A 15,866-nucleotide genomic window follows, 5' to 3' on the forward strand; every position below is an offset into this window, starting at 1 on the left:
CCAAGGGTTCTTTTCTGCTTTCAGAACCAGACGCGAGCCCACGCCACTGCGGCATCGGCGGCGCGGCCCCAGTGCGCGTGCGCTACGGACCAGGCGGCCATGCTCAGGCCCACCATGGCGTATGCGCTCACCGGAATCAGGACAAGCCACTCGCGTTTGGAGCCGGCCCGTCCCAGCAGCGGAAGGGACAGCGCCCCATTGGGCCGCCACACCTGGCGCAGCAGCGGAACCCGCCGCAGGGGCTTAGGCGGCCTGATCACCAGCGGCCACAGCAGGGGGACACCGCCGGTGGTGACCAGGTCCCCCACGATATGGACCACCACACCGGTCAGCATGGAGACCGGAAGCCAGGTCCACTGGTCCGGCGCGAACCAGGTGACCAGCCCCGCCATGGTCAGAGCGAAGATCCAGTTGCTGATGAACCCCGCCTTCGGGAACAGCTTCAAGGCCTTCGCCGCAATGTTGATCATGAACATGCACAGCAGCCCCGCACCCACGGACAGCAGCCCCCACTCAGTCTGGAGCTGGAACTGCCCCGCCAGCGTAGCCAGCAGGACAAAGAAGGCCGCCCCGAGGACGGAGTGCGTCCCCTGGCGGTGCCCGCCGCTGGCATTCTCGATGCCGACGGCGATCACGTTGGACAGCGGCGGCAAGGAATTGGCCACCGTACTGTGCCGGTGGTCCCAGTCGCACACCAGGGCTGTTCCCGCCGTCGCCATTCCCCCAATCAGGATCCCTGTGGCATCCAGCGGGTACCAGCCCAGCGTGTACGGGCCCGTCGAGGCAATAGCTACCCACGCCGCGGCTCCCGACGCGGCGTGGTGACCTCCCATCACCTCTTATCCGCTGACTGCCGGAGCGGCGAGCGGCGCGTCGGAGAAGATATTCCGGATCACGCCGTTGGCCCATTCCAGGATTTCCGCGTCCTGCAGGTCCCGCCCGCCGATCCTTGCCGTCTTGGGCTTGGGGATCAGCACGGCATCGAGCGCCGGCTTGGACTGGGACCCCGGGTACATCCGGTTCAGCCGCATGACCTTGGATTCCGGCAGGGTGGCCGGCGAGAACTTGATGAAGTTGCCCTGCAGGGCCACATCGGACAGGCCGGCTTCACGGGCCCCCACCCGGAAGCGCGCCACGGACACAAGGTTCTGGGCCGGTAGCGGCGGCTCTCCGTACCGGTCCACCAGTTCGGCCAGGACTTCGTCGATGGCCTCGTTGGTGAGCGCAGCGGCGAGCTTCCGGTAGGCCTCCAGGCGCAGCCGCTCCCCCGGCACATAGTCGTGCGGAAGATGGGCGTTGACGGGCAGCTCGATCTTCATCTCCGCGGCCTTTTCCTCGGCCTCGCCGCGGAAGTCAGCCACGGCCTCACCCACCAGGCGGATGTACAGATCGAATCCGACGCCCTGGATGTGGCCGGACTGCTCGCCGCCCAGCAGGTTGCCGGCACCACGGATCTCCAGGTCCTTCATGGCCAGCTGCATGCCCGCGCCCAGCTCATTGTGCGTGGCCACGGCCTTGAGCCGTTCCAGTGCCACCTCACCCAGCGGCTTCTCGGACGGGTAGAGGAAGTACGCGTAGGCGCGTTCACGGCCGCGGCCCACGCGCCCGCGGAGCTGGTGCAGCTGGGACAGGCCGTACTTGTCCGCGCCGTCCACGATCAGGGTGTTGGCGTTGGAGATGTCCAGCCCGGTTTCGATGATGGTGGTGCACACCAGGACGTCAAAGCGCTTCTCCCAGAAGTCCACGATGATCTGTTCCAGACGGCTCTCGGACATCTTGCCGTGCGCCACCTCCACGCGGGCCTCGGGCACCAGTTCGCGGATCTTTGCAGCCGTCCGTTCAATGGTGGACACCCGGTTGTGGACGAAGAAAACCTGTCCTTCACGCATCAGCTCGCGCCGGATGGCGGCGGAGGTCTGCTTGTCCGTGTAGGGGCCAACATACGTCAGGACCGGGTGCCGTTCCTCCGGCGGCGTGGCCAGGGTGGAGGTTTCCCGGATGCCGGTCAGCGACATCTCCAGCGTGCGCGGGATGGGGGTTGCGCTCATGGCGAGCACGTCCACGTTGGTGCGCATCTTCTTGAGCGCTTCCTTGTGCTCCACCCCGAAGCGCTGTTCCTCGTCCACGATCACCAGCCCCAGGTCCTTGAACTCAAAGTCCTTGGACAGCAGCCGGTGTGTTCCGATCACCACGTCCACGGTCCCGTTCTTGACGCCCTCCGCCGTCTCCTTGGCTTCCTTGGACGCCTGGAAACGGGACAGCGGCTTCACGCGCAGGGGGAAGCCGGAGAACCGCTCGGTGAACGTCTCGTAGTGCTGCTGGGCCAGCAGCGTGGTGGGCACGAGGACGGCCACCTGCTTGCCGTCCTGCACTGCCTTGAAGGCGGCGCGCACGGCGATCTCGGTCTTGCCGTAGCCCACGTCGCCGGAGACCAGCCGGTCCATGGGGATCTCGCGCTCCATGTCCGCTTTCACCTCGTTGATGGTGGTCAGCTGGTCCGGGGTCTCCACATAGGGGAAGGCTTCTTCGAGCTCGCGCTGCCAGGGGGTGTCCGGGCCGAAGGCATGGCCCCGGGACGCCATCCGGGCAGAGTAGAGCCTGATCAGCTCACCGGCAATCTCCTTGACGGCTTTGCGTGCCTTGGATTTGGTGCTGGCCCAGTCCGCGCCGCCCATCTTGCTCAGCACGGGAGTATCCCCGCCGACGTAACGGGTCACCTGGTCCAGCTGGTCCGTGGGAACGAATAGCCTGTCCCCCGGCGCGCCGCGCTTGGACGGAGCGTACTCGAGGACCAGATACTCGCGCACCCCGTCACCGCCCCCGGCGACCTTTCTCTGGATCAGTTCCACGAACTTGCCGATGCCATGCTGTTCGTGGACCACGTGGTCACCGGCCACGAGCTGCAGCGGGTCCACGGCGTTGCGCCGCTTGGACGGCATCCGCCGCATGTCCTTCGTTGAGCCGGCGGAGGTCCGGCCCAGCAGGTCAGCTTCGGTGAGGAGGCCCAGCTTGAGCCCGTCCAGGACAAAACCGCGTCCGACGGCGGCAGTAGTCACCTCGATGATGCCCGCCTGGGGCTCGTGGTCCAGGTTGTCCACCCTCGCGCAGGGAATGTCGTTCTCGTGGAACAGCTCCGCCAGGCGCTGGGCAGGACCGGGACCCTCGGTGGCGACGACGATCCGCCACTGGTCCCGGACGTGGGAGCCGATGAAGTCCATCATCTCGGCCACATCGCCCTGGTAGCCCCTCGGTTCCCGCGCATGCAGGTTGAGGACGTCGATGTCGGGGAGCAGTTCCTCGTCCTGCGCCAGGGAGGTGATGGACCACCAGGACACCCCGTGCTCCAGGGAGGAGCTGCGCGTTTCCGTGAGCGACCGGAAGCTGGCGGAGTGAAGCGCGGCACTGGCTTGGGAGCTCAGATCCAAAGGTGCCGTCCCGCCGTCGGACGCCGTGGACCATGCCGCCTCCAGGAACTCCTCGTTGGTGGCCGCGAGGTCATGGGCACGGGTGCGGACCTTTTCCGGTTCGATGACCACCGAGATGGAGCCTGCCGGCAACTGCTCCACGAACGGGACCATGGAGTCCACCAGCACCGGCGCCAGGGACTCCATGCCCTCAACGGCGATCCCACCGGCGATTTTTTCAAGCATGTCGGCCGCGGCCGGGAGCTGTGCCTTGAGGGTCGCTGCCCGGGACATCACGGACGGGGTGATGAGGATTTCCCGGCAAGGCGGCGCGTGCAGCTCGCTGGGGTGGTGCAGCCCGGGCGAGGACAGCGAGCGCTGGTCTGCCACGGCGAACCAGCGCATCTGGTCCACTTCGTCACCAAAGAACTCCACCCGGATGGGGTGGTCCTCAGTGGGCGGAAAGACGTCGATGATCCCGCCGCGGACGGCAAATTCACCGCGGTGCGTCACCATGTCCACCCGGGCGTAGGCTGCGTCGGAGAGGCTCCGGACAACCTCGGTGAAGGGCCGTTCCTGGCCCACCTTCAAGGTGACCGGGACGAGCTCACCCAGGCTTGCAACCACCGGCTGGACCACGGCGCGCACGGGAGCCACCACAATCCGGAGCGGGCCCGCCGTCGACGTTTCCGGATGCGCCAGGCGGCGCAGCACCGAGAGGCGCCGGCCTACGGTGTCCGACCGGGGCGAGAGGCGCTCGTGGGGCAGGGTCTCCCAGCTGGGAAACTCAGCCACGCAGTCGGCCGGCAGGTATGCCCGCAGCGCGGCCGTCAGGTCCTCAGCCTCCCGGCCCGTTGCGGTGACGGCAAGAACCACACCCGGCCCGCCGGCGTCGTCCCCTGCGCCGGCGGCGGCAATGCCGTCCGCCATCTCAGCAAGAAGCACCGCCCGCAGCCCGGCGGGCGCACTGATCTGGTAGTCCTGGCCGCGGACCGCGAACCCGCGGGCAGCCTCGGCGCGGACGCGCGCGAAGGTCTGGTCCGCGGCAAGTGCGCGGCGCAGACCGTCCAGCGACGGGCCGTGATTGGACGGGCCGGGAAGGCTCATGGCAGAAGCTCCTGTGGTGTTACGGAAAAGCAGGCAACGCGAAAACCCGAAATTCGCTGCGAATCCCGGGTAAACCCAGCCTACCGCGCAGCTCCGACAATGCGTGCTGGCGCAGGACTGGCGTGCTGGCACAGGGCTGGCACCCTGGTGCAGGACTAGGCTGACAGTGACGGACAAGACAGGCAGCTGAAGCCGGCGGCAGTCTACGCAAGCAGCAGCCGTCCAGACCGCGGGCCGCTCCGAATGGCCTGTGGACGATAAGGAGCCACCATGACTGAAACCAGCAGCACCCCGCGGACACCCAGGACTGTCCTGGTCACCGGAGCCACCGGCTACATTGGGGGCCGGCTTGTGCCCAAGCTCCTGGAGGCCGGCCACACGGTCAAAGTCCTGGTGCGCTCCCCGGACAAGATCGCCGGGGTGCCGTGGCGGGACGATGTGGAGGTTGTGGAAAGCAGCCTTGACGACGGCGGTGCGCTGCGGAAGGCGCTGGACGGCGTTGACGTCTTCTACTACCTGGTGCATTCCATGGCGGCCGGGTCCGGATTTGAAGCCAAGGAGCAGGCCATGGCCCGGACGGCGGCGGAAGCCGCTGCGGCGGCGGGGGTCGGCAGGATCGTCTACCTAGGGGGCCTGCACCCCACGGGCGTCGAGCTGTCCACCCACATGCGTTCCCGGGAAGCGGTGGGGAAAGTCTTCCTGGACAGCCCGGTGGATGCCATCGTGTTCCAGGCCGGCGTGGTGATCGGCTCAGGCTCTGCATCCTTCGAGATGATCCGCCACCTTTCCGAGACGCTGCCGCTCATGCCGGCACCCAGCTGGGTCCGCAACCGGATCGAAGCCATCGCAGTGCGGGACGTCCTCTACTACCTTGTCTCGGCGGCGTCCCTTGACGGGCCGATCAACCGCACGTTCGATATCGGCTGCCGGCAGGTCCTCACCTATGCCGGGATGATGAAGGAGTACGCCGCCGAAGCCGGGCTCCCCTACCGTGTGGTGCTGGCGCTTCCCGTCCCGGCGCCCAAGCTCGCCGGCATGTGGGTCGCCCTCACCACCCCCATCCCCTTATCCATGGCCGTACCGCTGGTCCAGTCCCTCCAGCACGATGCCGTGTCCGACGAACACGACATCGACCAGTACATCCCGCAGCCCGACGGCGGACTGACCACCTACCGCACGGCGGTGGCCCTGGCCCTCGGCAAGGAACGCGACGGCCAGGTGCAAACGACGTGGGCCAATGCCGGGGCGGCTTCGGATCCGCTGCCCAGCGACCCCGAGTGGGCCGGGCACAAGGTCTACATCGACGAACGGACCTTCCACGGAGATGTGGACCCGGCCCATGTGTGGACAGTGATCGAGGGCATCGGCGGGCGGAACGGGTGGTACTCCCTTCCCCTGGCGTGGCAGGTCCGCGGGTGGCTGGACAAGCTGACCGGCGGCGCCGGGCTGCTCCGCGGACGGCGGCATCCCCACACCCTGGCCACCGGGGAGGTTGTTGACTGGTGGCGTGTGGAACGGATAGACCGCGGGAAGCTGCTGCGGCTGCGGGCAGAAATGCGCGCTCCGGGGCGTGCCTGGCTGGAGCTCTCCGTGGAGCCCGACGGGACCGGGAGCCGCTACCGCCAGCGGGCCATCTTCTTCCCCAAGGGGCTCAGCGGAAGGCTGTACTGGCTGGCGGTACTTCCCTTCCACAGCCTGATCTTCCCGGCCATGGCACGGAACATCACCACCGCCGCCCAAAAGATCGTGGATGCGGAGCACGCAGAACAAAGCCCGTAGGATGTGTGGAGTTAAAACCGTTCCGCACGTCCCAGGAGGACACATGGCCCTGAGCGCAACCACCACCCTTCCGCACTCCGTCGACAACGTCGCAGCTGTCCTGGTGAACGAGGATTTCCAGCGCCACGTCAGCCAGCTCGTGGGCGGCTCGCTGGAATCGTTCACCGTGGATGGAGACGTTGCCGGAGCTTTCAGCGCCACTTCGGTGAGGACCCTGCCCACCACCCGCCTTCCCGAGATTGCCCGGAAGTTCGTGGGTGAGCAGCTCAAGGTGACCCAGGTGGAAAACTGGGACGCTCCGGCTGCGGACGGCTCCCGCCAAAGCAGCATCTCGCTGAAGATTGCCGGCGCCCCCGTTGATGTCACCGCCGTGCAGCGGCTCGTGGCTGCCGACGGCGGCACCCGCGTTGAGCTTGAGGGCGCCGTAAAGTCCTCGGTGCCGTTCCTCGGCGGGAAGATCGCCGATGCCGCCGAGCCGATGGTGGCCAAGGCCCTGAACCTCCAGGCCAAGCAGGCACAGGCCTGGCTGGAAAGCCACTAACCCGTGGAACTGCCCGCTTTCGCTTCACTGGTCCTGATCATCGCGGGAGTCTGGTCCCTGGTGGTCTGGCCGCAGTTCCTGCGCCGGGTCATGAAGGATCCGCGTGCCCGGGACTCCGCCGGCAAGGCCACCAGGTTCCTGACCGTCCATGTGGTGCTGGTGAGCATCTCGATGGTTTTGGGCGCCGCCACTGCGGTCATCGGCGTCATGGCGCTTGTCCAGGTATAGATAGAGCGAGGCGTACCCCTAGGGCACTGCAAGCAGTTGGTCCTGCTGGCTGCTGATCCGTGTGGCTGGTTGAAGCCCTAGGCCCTTCAGGCCCATCCGGATACTATAAAGCCATGCTTTTGACAAATAGCGAAATTGCCCTGAATGCCGCCCGGAAATCACTGCGATGGATGTAGAGCAAAGCCATTCGGCAATGGCATCCGCTGCATCGCACCGGGAAATTGTCGATCTTCTGCGATCCAAACAGAAGACATCCAAGGGTGCCTCGGCCTACGCACGCTATCTAAATCGACCTGCCGGACGCCACCTGGCGGCATTGGCGTACAAATTAAAGATGACACCGAATGGCGTTACCGCATTAAGCGCCCTTTGCAGCTTTTCCGGAATCGCGCTCATTGCGCTGGCTCCCGCCACGTGGACCGTCAGCATGATTGTTGTCGTGTTGCTCGTTCTTGGCTACGCCCTCGACTCGGCTGATGGGCAGCTGGCACGGCTTCGCGGTGGCGGCAGTTTCGCCGGCGAATGGCTGGACCATGTGGTGGACGCCTTCAAAATGGCCTCAATACACCTAGCCGTTTTGGTTGCCTGGTACCGCGGGTACGCACAGCATGAGGTGTGGCTGTTAGTTCCTTTGTTCTATCAACTGCTGGCTGTTGTGCTTTTCTTCGCGATCATCCTGACGGACCAGATGAGGAGGGCTCATCGCGGATCCACTTCCATGCGCTTGGCGGGTGAAGGAAGCTCGTCATTTATCTATTCGCTAGCCGTCATGCCGACGGAATACGGCGTACTGGCCGTGGTATTCCTGCTGTGGGCAGTCCCGCCTGCTTTCACCGCGGTCTACGCTTCATTGTTTGTCGTCAATGTTTGCTTTCTGGTACTGGCGTTGCCTCGCTGGTACCGGGAGGTGCGCAGCTACGGAGCGACGGGCAAGGCCTAATTACGGAACTCCAGGTTTGGCTCTAACACGGACGCTGGGTATGTCACCTGCCGGTCACGGTTCCGTTTTTATCTTTTTCCGCCGCTTGCCAGGCTCGGAAGTCGACGAGGCGGTCCTTTAGATTAAACCTTGCGGATGCTGGATCAGTGAGGACGTAGCGGTTGCCGTGGAAGATCACAGCGCTAGCTGGAGGCGTTGTGACCAAGGAATCTGCCTCAACGTAGCCGGTTGTTGCAGTAGCCGGGGCTCTCAGATCGATGTGATTGCCCTTGACTGAAATTTTCTCCAGGACATACTCACCCCATGGCCCTTCTCCCCGTGGTCGCGCCTGTACCCCGATGCCGTTTAAGTTTCCCAACAGCTTGTTATTCTCAATGGTCACGTCGCTGCTGGTGTTGACGGTTATGCCGGCGCCAGTAAAAATATTTGTGCCAGCACCGCGTTTGAGCGCCAGCGCATTTTCCCTGATCGTATTCCCTACGATTCTGCCGTTGCGACTAATTTCGTAGCGAACACCGCAGGCAGCATTGCCCTGGATGTCATTAGACAGGATTGACACACCATCTCCCGCTTCATCTATCCAAACGCCTACGCCGAGATTGTCGAAAATTTGGTTGTTGGCGATGGTGCTGGAGGACTTGGTGACTTTTATCCCGCCGGATTCCCAATCTGCGCGCCAAAACTCAGCTGTATTGTTTGCAGCGATACGGTTGTTCTCTATACGGCCCGCTGGAGAGCGATACTGGCCGATCCCCATCTGACCGTTCGCCGTAATGGTATTATCCGAAATTCGCGCATTTTCCGCTCGCACTATCATGATTCCCACTCCATGATTTGCGGTAATAACTGAGTTGCGAACGGTCCAGTCTCTGCCTCCTACCAGCACCGCACCCTTTTGGGCCAGGTTGGCGAAGCCTCGAACGGTCAATTTTTCGATGACAACGCTCGGCTCGGTGGAACCGATAGCAGTGCGCGTTCTTGCCAGTGTTGCGGCCTGCCCTTGCGGATTCTGCCCAACATACAGAACATTTTCAGAATAGTCGGCAAAGAATGTTGCCTCATCAACGGCGCCCCTTGACATCACCCTGCGCACAGGACTGCCGTTCAGGAAAAAGCTCTCGGCCACTTGACACGGGTTTGCAGTAGTGTCTTCACATTGGCCGACCTTTTCGTAGTCCGGAGGGAGATAACCTGAGACCGCCCAATGTTCCCCATCCTTCCTCCACCCCTCCACTGGTATTTCACCCGTAAGAACTGTGCCTTCACTTCCGCGGAGAGTTTGCAGGGCCTTCGGTTCAATCGTGTGGGGCACTCTGTACAACCCGGGACCAAGGCAAATGACCGCACCCTCAGGCTCCCTGCTCGCGAGGCCTGCTATATCAACGCCAGGTTCAACTGAAACTGTGCACGGAGGGGTATTGCCACCGGAAGATACTTCGGGCCGTGGCCCTGACACCGGAGTTGCAGTCGGAAGAATCGGCGAGGATGGCGCCGGAGCTCCTGTACCCGGCCCGCTACAGCCGCTGATAATCAAGGCACTGGCCAACAGCAATAAGATTTCGCAGCCAACTCGGAAATGGATCACGTCGTCATCCTTCTCTGGCAAAAACCCCCACCGTTGGGTAGCATGCGATGAAATTGAAAAACTAGCGGATGGATTCTCTTGCGCATTTTATTGGTCCACAACCGTTACCGATCGGATCATCCTAGCGGAGAAGATACGGTGGTGCAGCAGGAGCGCAAATTGCTGGAGGACGCCGGACATAACGTAGTGGAGTACATCCGCAAGAGCGATGACATCGAGGCCATGTCTGTGATGCGCAAGGCGGAGCTGCCACTGCGGGTCATCTGGTCCTTCGAGGATCAGGCAGCCATGACGCGAGAGCTCAAGCGGGAGCGCTTTGATGTCATTCACGTACATAATTCCTTCCCGTTGATCAGCCCCTCAATCCTGGCGGCAGCGCGGCATATGTCGGTGCCTGTCGTGGCAACCCTTCATAACTACCGGTTCGTTTGTGCGGCAGGAACCCTCCTAAGGAACGGGCTGCCATGCCTGAAATGCCTGGAAGGTACACCATTGCCTTCCTTGGTCCATGCTTGCTATCGTGGCAGCCGCTTGGCCACGGCTCCCCTGACTCTCTCGATAGCAACCCATGGCGCCCTTAAGACTTGGCAGCGCGGTGTGGACCGGTTCGTGGTGATGAGCGAGTTCGCGCGGGACATAATGACCCGAGCGGGCATCCCAGCAGAGCGCATTACTCGCAAACCCCATTTCATTCCTTTCCCGGACCGCGTGCGGGAAACTGCCGGGTCATATGGGCTCTACTTGGGGCGGCTTTCTGAGGAAAAGGGCGTGTCTACTCTCATCCAAGCCTGGGATTCTACCCTTGGGACCCTCATGATTGCCGGTGACGGCCCACTCCGCCAAGAGTTGGAAGCTCAGGCAGCTGTGCACGGGGACTCCGTCCGCTTCCTGGGTTCACTTTCCCGCCCCGAGGCACTGAAACTTCTAGTGGACGCCCGCTATCTTGTTACCCCGTCCAGAGCTTTCGAGACGTTCGGCCTTAGTGTTGTCGAAGCCTTTGCCCACGGTGTACCGGCCGTGGTCCCCGACCAGGGCGTCTTCCCGGAGTTGGTCCGCCAGGATTACAACGGGTTTACGTTCCGTCCCGGAGATCCGCAATCCCTTCGCAGCGCCCTCAAAAAGGCGGGGGTCGAGGTGGTATCACTTCGCACGGGTGCGGCTGCACGGCAGGATTACCTCTCCCATTTCACCCCTCCCAGCAACATTCTGGCCTTGGTTGGCATTTATGAGGACGTCATCCGGAACTACGATGCGTCCCGTTCCTAGCTCTCCCGTTGGGGGCGAAGCAATAATTCCTCGGCAAAATTTCATGTCACTCCAACCTGCCGGAATTCGACGGGCTGCCGACCCTTGTAGTTTTTTGTAAGCCCAAAATAACCTCCGCGGTAGGCAGAATTCGCCACCGCACCCGATACCACTTCCCCATCCGTACGCCTGACAGTAATGTCCACAGGTCCCACGTCGATGATGAAACGCATCCAAGCACCCGATTTGGGCGCTTCTGTGCGGAGTTCCCGAAGCAGCTCGCCGTCCAGTGCCCCTGCTGCCCGCCCAAAGAGACGCATGGTGCCCAGTCGATCGATGGTGAAGTGGTACCCACCGACAGTGGCCGGGACGGTAGGGCGATAAGGCTGGTCGTCGTTCTGTCCGAAGGCCATTCCGGCGCTGCCGCTCCCTGGGATATCCAGCGGCCACCTCATGTCGAAGGATAGAGAGTACGAGTCTTTCCCTACAGGGCACATCGAACCCAAGGTATAACTGGAACTTGATTCGTGGTTGAGGCTTAGGGAGGCAAATTCCGGCTGCAAGGTTGGCTGATATTCAGGCGCCAGAATATACGGCAGATCTCCAGCAGCCCGCACGCCTGACGCAAAAGCGTCCTGCCCGCTGATTGCTTTGTTGCTCGATACGTAGGGGAAGTTTGAGCACATGAGCCCCTGGACGCCGAGTGCCAGGACGCGTTCCCGCATCCATCGGGTGTGAATTTCCCAGCAAATGACAGGTTTGCCGATGGCCACCAGAGCCTTGATCTCATCATCGGTGGCACCGTGGTAGATGCCCAGGTAGTCAAAGCGATCAGCATAGTCGGAAAAAGGAACCTGAACATTGTCAATAAAGTATCCCCACGTTTTGTACCCCCGTTCCTTGGCCTCAGCGTGGTGCTTACCGGCAGCTGTCTGTTTCCACACAAAGTGATCCTTTGAGTCGGGATAGCTGTCCATAAGATCCAGTAACTGAACCGTGTTCACGCCCTGCTTGTCTTCGATGAATATGACATTGTTAGGTGCATGGGCATCCAATACGTCCTTTAATCGCGGGATGGGCTCAAAGGGCACGCGCGGTCCTATCCAGGACCTTGCGTCATTTTTACAGGCTTCAAGTTCCGCATAGGTGACCTCGCTTATTGGCAGGTTTCGGCCCGTCATGCGTTCTGTACTGAGGTCATGATGACACACCAACACACCGTCGCTCGTTGAGCTTACCGAGACCTCAATGGCCTTGGCACCGCTTTGCACCGCCCGGAGATAGGAGGCAGCCGTGTGTTCGGTCCAATTGTCTCCTGATCCCCTATGCGCGATGTGAAACGGAGTGGTACTTAGTAAATCCGAGACAGTGAAAACCTCCGCCGCTCGGTTCCGCGGAGTCGGTGTAACCACGTTCACGGCTCCGTTAGTGCTACACCCGGATAGCAGGAATCCGGCTCCAGCGGCCATAAAGAGCTGTCTGCGTGACAGCCACTCCCTCCCGGAAGTCCTCCGAAATTCAGCTCCTGCCACGCCTATTCACCTCCCACGCGCCCCTAATCGGAGTTACTGCAAGTTCAGGTGCAACCCCTCTCCGGGCCGTTAGACGGCTGTCCGGGCGCCGACGAGCACGTTTGTCGCCGGCGCCTTCAATCTCGCGTGGGCATTGCACAGTAGGGTGCCTTTCTCATCGGGGACTTGTAAGCAGGTAATCCGAAATACGCGCAGTTACAGGGGCATTCGTTGCCGAACCCGAAAGTGCCGACAGGATGCCTGTGTAGCCAGGGGCCTGGAGACCGGCAGTGGAATCCGATACTTCAAGTTGCCAGGGTGCCGGTTCTGCTTCACCCGCAAGCCACACCTTTGCTCTGATGGCAGCAGTTCCTTGCCCAGTGACTTGCACGCGAACGGCAATCTTTTCGCCGTTGGTTCCAGCCAGCCCTGAGATTAGCGTTTCGCTTGTCAGGTTAGTTTCGGCTCCTGTGGCTGTTGTCCTCACAATGCGCAGGTAAATCCTTCCGGTCGAGGTAAACCGAACCTTGGCCCTGTACTCTCCCTGGTTTGTGACTGAACGGGCCACAGCGCTCAGGTACACTCCACCACCGGTTGCGTTCTTATCCAGGCTCACGTTGAAGGAGAGGTCTGCGTCAGCGGTAACCACGTTTTTCAGGTGGGCAGCCGGTGCGTTTCCAGGAGCCTGCATAATCCAGTTGCCTGCCCCTCCAGTAACTGAGTATCTGCTAGCTGAAGCGGTGGTGGTCCAGGATCCGCCTAGGTCCGCTGAGCCCAGCCCTTGCGTAAGAGTCCGTGCGAAGCTGTCCTTTGCCAGGACTGTACCCGCAGCCGGCGGCGTCACTGGAAGGTTTGCGGCGGTTTCCGAGGAAGTACCTTTGTCGTCCGTGACGGTCAGTTTTACTGCGTAATTGCCCGCCTCAGAGTAGGTGTGCGAGGCGGTCTCGCCGGCACCTGTTGTTCCGTCACCAAAGTCCCATGCCCAAGCACTCACATTTCCGTCGGGATCCGAGGAAGCGGACCCGTCGAAGGAGCACGTCAGCCCGGTGCATGACGTGGCAATCGCGGCAGCAGGTGCCTGGTTGGGAGCAGCCACTGTCACGGCATTTGTTGTGGTGCCGGCGGCCCCCAAGTTATCCGTTACCGTGAGCCGGACCTGGTATGTTCCTGACTGGCTGTACACGTGCGAGGGCGTTGCACCGGCGCTAGTCTGTCCGTCGCCGAAGTCCCACGCATATTCGGTGATGGTCCCGTCAAGGTCCCCGGAAGCGGATGCATCGAAATCACAATCAAGCCCGCTGCAGTCCGAACTAAAGGATGCCACCGGCGCTTGGTTGGCTTTACCCAAGCTGTAGTGCCATTGAACATCAGATGACGAAAGAGAATTGGGATAGATGGCTACTTCGTCAATGTTGCCGACCATCGCCGCGGATGCCGGTTGGTTGGGCCAACCGTTCAAATTGTCGGCACCAATCCTCCAGTAGCCGTTATAGGCTTGGGCGGGGGCCGGAGTGTTGGTTCCCTGGCTGACTCCGTCAACAAACAGCTCGGTCTTTCCCGGACTCATGGTTGCAACAACGTGGTGCCATTGGCCATCGTTGATGGCAGTGGCACTGGTCACAGTGTTTGCGGACCCCGTCCACACACCGAAAACAACTTTACCGTCGTTCCGCATATAGACGTGGCGGTCGTAGTTACCGCTGGTCGTGTTCCGGTTGTTTCCGAAGCCCACTATTCGGCCACCCGAAGTTGTGGACGACTTGATCCATGCTTCCAAGGAGAAAGTCTGGGGGTTGGACTGCAGCACGCTACTTGTGAGATTGCTGTTGCTTGCGGCCAAAGCGGCCGAAGTGGATCCGGGCAGGATTCCTGCCATCCCCAAAGTCATCGACCCATAAGTACCCGTATTGCTTCCGGCAGAGTCGGCCGCCGTCGTGCCGCCTGTCTCTTCCATCCGCCAGAAACTTCCCGCCCCGTCACCCTTTACCGTGTCCTGATAGCTTGCAGGCTGGGATGCGACAGTAATGTACAGCGTCCAGTAGGACTGAACTACGGCCACGCCGTCTGAGGCTTCAACCCTGTATGCCGCCTGTGTCCCCGGAGTAAGGTTCTTGTCGGTGAAAGTCACCGAGGGAATATCCCAGAACCTGGAGCGCAGCACCTGAGTAAGGATCGGCTCGGCCGTCCCTGACCGGTACAAGTTGTACGTGAGGTTCTCGTCGTCATTGTCGATCGTGGCCTTGAACGTAACCTTCACTTCCCCCGGCTTGGTGCTCGAGGCTGAGGGTGTCAAAGGACGGACCGGTGGTGTTTCCGGATCTGCCTGGAACCGCGTCATGCCCTGCTGGCCCGTCCTGTTCACCGTGGTGAAGTCCCCCCCGACCCACAGCTGTTTCCCATCCGTCGCCATGGCGAAAGGGCCAACCCGCGTCACTCCGCCAGCGTTGGTCTGAGGGTACCAACCGGCCAGTTGCCCGTTGTCGGGCCGTTGCACGAGAAGGTATCGGTTCGGGCCTTCGGGGAATCCTCCATCGTTGCTGCAATTGTGTGCATGCGATCCCTTGTACAGCCAACCTCCAACAAGGGCGAGCGCCTCAGTGGCGCCGAGGCAGTTGTTCCGCCATTTGAGGGCACCGGTATTAAGGTCGGCAGCGAAAGTGCCATCAAAGCATCCCCCTCCCTTGCCAGCGTTCGCGAAATAGGCAGTAGTTTGATCGACAACGATGTCCCTTACGGTTGACACGCAAGCGCTGGACTTCGCCGGGATCGCCGATGCAGCCGGAAATGGAAGCAACGCGCCTTGAGTGCTGTCGACTAAGCCAACTGCCCAGGAAGGCGAACCGCCGAGGGTGTCGAACATGCCTCCCACGTAAACTTTGCTGCCGTCCGGGGCTGGCCGAACGACCTTGACATCGGCATTGGCGTTCGGGTTCCAGGGAAGAAGGGCCCCGTTGCTCGCCTCCACTGCAGCCAATCGATTACGAACAGCACCTGTCACAGCGCCGAAAGAGCCGCCGAAGTACACGTTGGCACCCTGGGCGGCGATAGTTGCCACTCGATAACTCACATTCGGCCTGAAGGTGGAAATCAGGGACAGAGTATTTGTATCAAAAGCTGCTATACGCTGCCGCGACTGCCCGGCCACCTGGGTGAAATCACCGCCAACATACACTCGGCTTTGGTCCTCGGACGCTGCCAGGGTCCAGACAATTCCGTTAGGTTGCGGGGCGAAAGATAATAGCTCACCCGTTGCCGCGTCCATAGCCGCCAGGTATGTCCGTGAAGTCTCCTGGGTTCCGGCGGCGGCACCGGGCGGACGCACGGTGGTAAACTCCCCGCCGACAAACACCTTCCCATTAGCGTAGGCAACGGCCCTGACTGTGTTATTAGTCTGCCAAATAGGGGAACTTGTTGCAGAAAGTGCTGTCTCACGGGCAAAGGCCGGAGACACAATACCTGCCACGAGCAGCAGCATCGCCGCCAGTACACTGGCCGGGCGCCAAACATATTCTTTGTGCATTTAGCA

At 61.8% G+C, this 15,866-nt stretch carries 10 protein-coding genes; 5 read left to right on the top strand and 5 right to left on the bottom strand.

The window, feature by feature from the left end; all coding sequences use genetic code 11:
• Positions 1 to 20 precede the first annotated feature (20 nt).
• Both WHH00_RS12620 and mfd read right to left on the bottom strand, forming a co-directional pair.
• Positions 21 to 833, bottom strand: coding sequence for a metal-dependent hydrolase (locus tag WHH00_RS12620; RefSeq protein ID WP_406633228.1), 813 nt, complete (start codon positions 831 to 833; stop codon positions 21 to 23).
• 6 nt (positions 834 to 839) lie between these two features.
• The gene (gene mfd / locus WHH00_RS12625) at positions 840 to 4,511 is read right to left on the bottom strand and encodes a transcription-repair coupling factor (RefSeq protein ID WP_406633230.1); all 3,672 of its coding nucleotides are present in this window, start codon (positions 4,509 to 4,511) and stop codon (positions 840 to 842) included.
• Between the two features lie 270 nt (positions 4,512 to 4,781).
• Here mfd and WHH00_RS12630 point away from each other — a divergent pair, with 270 nt between their 5' ends.
• The 4 genes from WHH00_RS12630 to WHH00_RS12645 all read left to right on the top strand — a co-directional run bounded on the left by WHH00_RS12630 (position 4,782) and on the right by WHH00_RS12645 (position 7,999).
• On the top strand, positions 4,782 to 6,290 hold the full coding sequence (locus WHH00_RS12630; RefSeq protein ID WP_406633232.1) for an SDR family oxidoreductase: 1,509 nt from the start codon (positions 4,782 to 4,784) through the stop codon (positions 6,288 to 6,290).
• A 43-nt stretch (positions 6,291 to 6,333) separates the two neighbouring features.
• Positions 6,334 to 6,831, top strand: coding sequence for a DUF2505 domain-containing protein (locus WHH00_RS12635; RefSeq protein WP_406633234.1), 498 nt, complete (start codon positions 6,334 to 6,336; stop codon positions 6,829 to 6,831).
• Positions 6,832 to 6,834: 3 nt separating this feature from the next.
• On the top strand, positions 6,835 to 7,059 hold the full coding sequence (locus WHH00_RS12640; RefSeq protein ID WP_406633236.1) for an SCO4848 family membrane protein: 225 nt from the start codon (positions 6,835 to 6,837) through the stop codon (positions 7,057 to 7,059).
• A 193-nt stretch (positions 7,060 to 7,252) separates the two neighbouring features.
• Positions 7,253 to 7,999, top strand: coding sequence for a CDP-alcohol phosphatidyltransferase family protein (locus WHH00_RS12645; protein ID WP_406633238.1), 747 nt, complete (start codon positions 7,253 to 7,255; stop codon positions 7,997 to 7,999).
• A 43-nt stretch (positions 8,000 to 8,042) separates the two neighbouring features.
• On the opposite strand, the gene WHH00_RS12650 is transcribed toward WHH00_RS12645, so the two are convergent.
• Positions 8,043 to 9,125 (bottom strand): right-handed parallel beta-helix repeat-containing protein, encoded by a 1,083-nt coding sequence (locus WHH00_RS12650; protein WP_406633240.1) that lies wholly within the window; start codon positions 9,123 to 9,125, stop codon positions 8,043 to 8,045.
• A gap of 597 nt (positions 9,126 to 9,722) precedes the next feature.
• Here WHH00_RS12650 and WHH00_RS12655 point away from each other — a divergent pair.
• Positions 9,723 to 10,850, top strand: a complete 1,128-nt coding sequence (locus tag WHH00_RS12655) for a glycosyltransferase family 4 protein (protein WP_406633242.1) — start codon at positions 9,723 to 9,725, stop codon at positions 10,848 to 10,850.
• 41 nt (positions 10,851 to 10,891) lie between these two features.
• Here WHH00_RS12655 and WHH00_RS12660 read toward each other — a convergent pair whose 3' ends face one another.
• Complete coding sequence (locus tag WHH00_RS12660) at positions 10,892 to 12,298, bottom strand: glycerophosphodiester phosphodiesterase (RefSeq protein ID WP_406633244.1); 1,407 nt, start codon at positions 12,296 to 12,298, stop codon at positions 10,892 to 10,894.
• 217 nt (positions 12,299 to 12,515) lie between these two features.
• Entirely contained in the window at positions 12,516 to 15,860 is a 3,345-nt protein-coding gene (locus WHH00_RS12665; protein ID WP_406633246.1) for a PKD domain-containing protein, read from the bottom strand.
• Positions 15,861 to 15,866: the final 6 nt, after the last annotated feature.

Origin of the sequence: Pseudarthrobacter quantipunctorum, assembly GCF_045291495.1 — a bacterium.
Lineage (GTDB): Bacteria > Actinomycetota > Actinomycetes > Actinomycetales > Micrococcaceae > Arthrobacter > Arthrobacter quantipunctorum.

What these genes read in the sequence shown, in the direction of transcription:
- WHH00_RS12620 (WP_406633228.1), bottom strand. Translation starts at nt 833, where the DNA reads ATGGGAGGTCACCACGCCGCGTCGGGAGCCGCGGCGTGGGTAGCTATT.
- mfd (WP_406633230.1), bottom strand. Translation starts at nt 4,511, where the DNA reads ATGAGCCTTCCCGGCCCGTCCAATCACGGCCCGTCGCTGGACGGTCTG.
- WHH00_RS12630 (WP_406633232.1), top strand. Translation starts at nt 4,782, where the DNA reads ATGACTGAAACCAGCAGCACCCCGCGGACACCCAGGACTGTCCTGGTC.
- WHH00_RS12635 (WP_406633234.1), top strand. Translation starts at nt 6,334, where the DNA reads ATGGCCCTGAGCGCAACCACCACCCTTCCGCACTCCGTCGACAACGTC.
- WHH00_RS12645 (WP_406633238.1), top strand. Translation starts at nt 7,253, where the DNA reads ATGGCATCCGCTGCATCGCACCGGGAAATTGTCGATCTTCTGCGATCC.
- WHH00_RS12660 (WP_406633244.1), bottom strand. Translation starts at nt 12,298, where the DNA reads ATGGCCGCTGGAGCCGGATTCCTGCTATCCGGGTGTAGCACTAACGGA.
- WHH00_RS12665 (WP_406633246.1), bottom strand. Translation starts at nt 15,860, where the DNA reads ATGCACAAAGAATATGTTTGGCGCCCGGCCAGTGTACTGGCGGCGATG.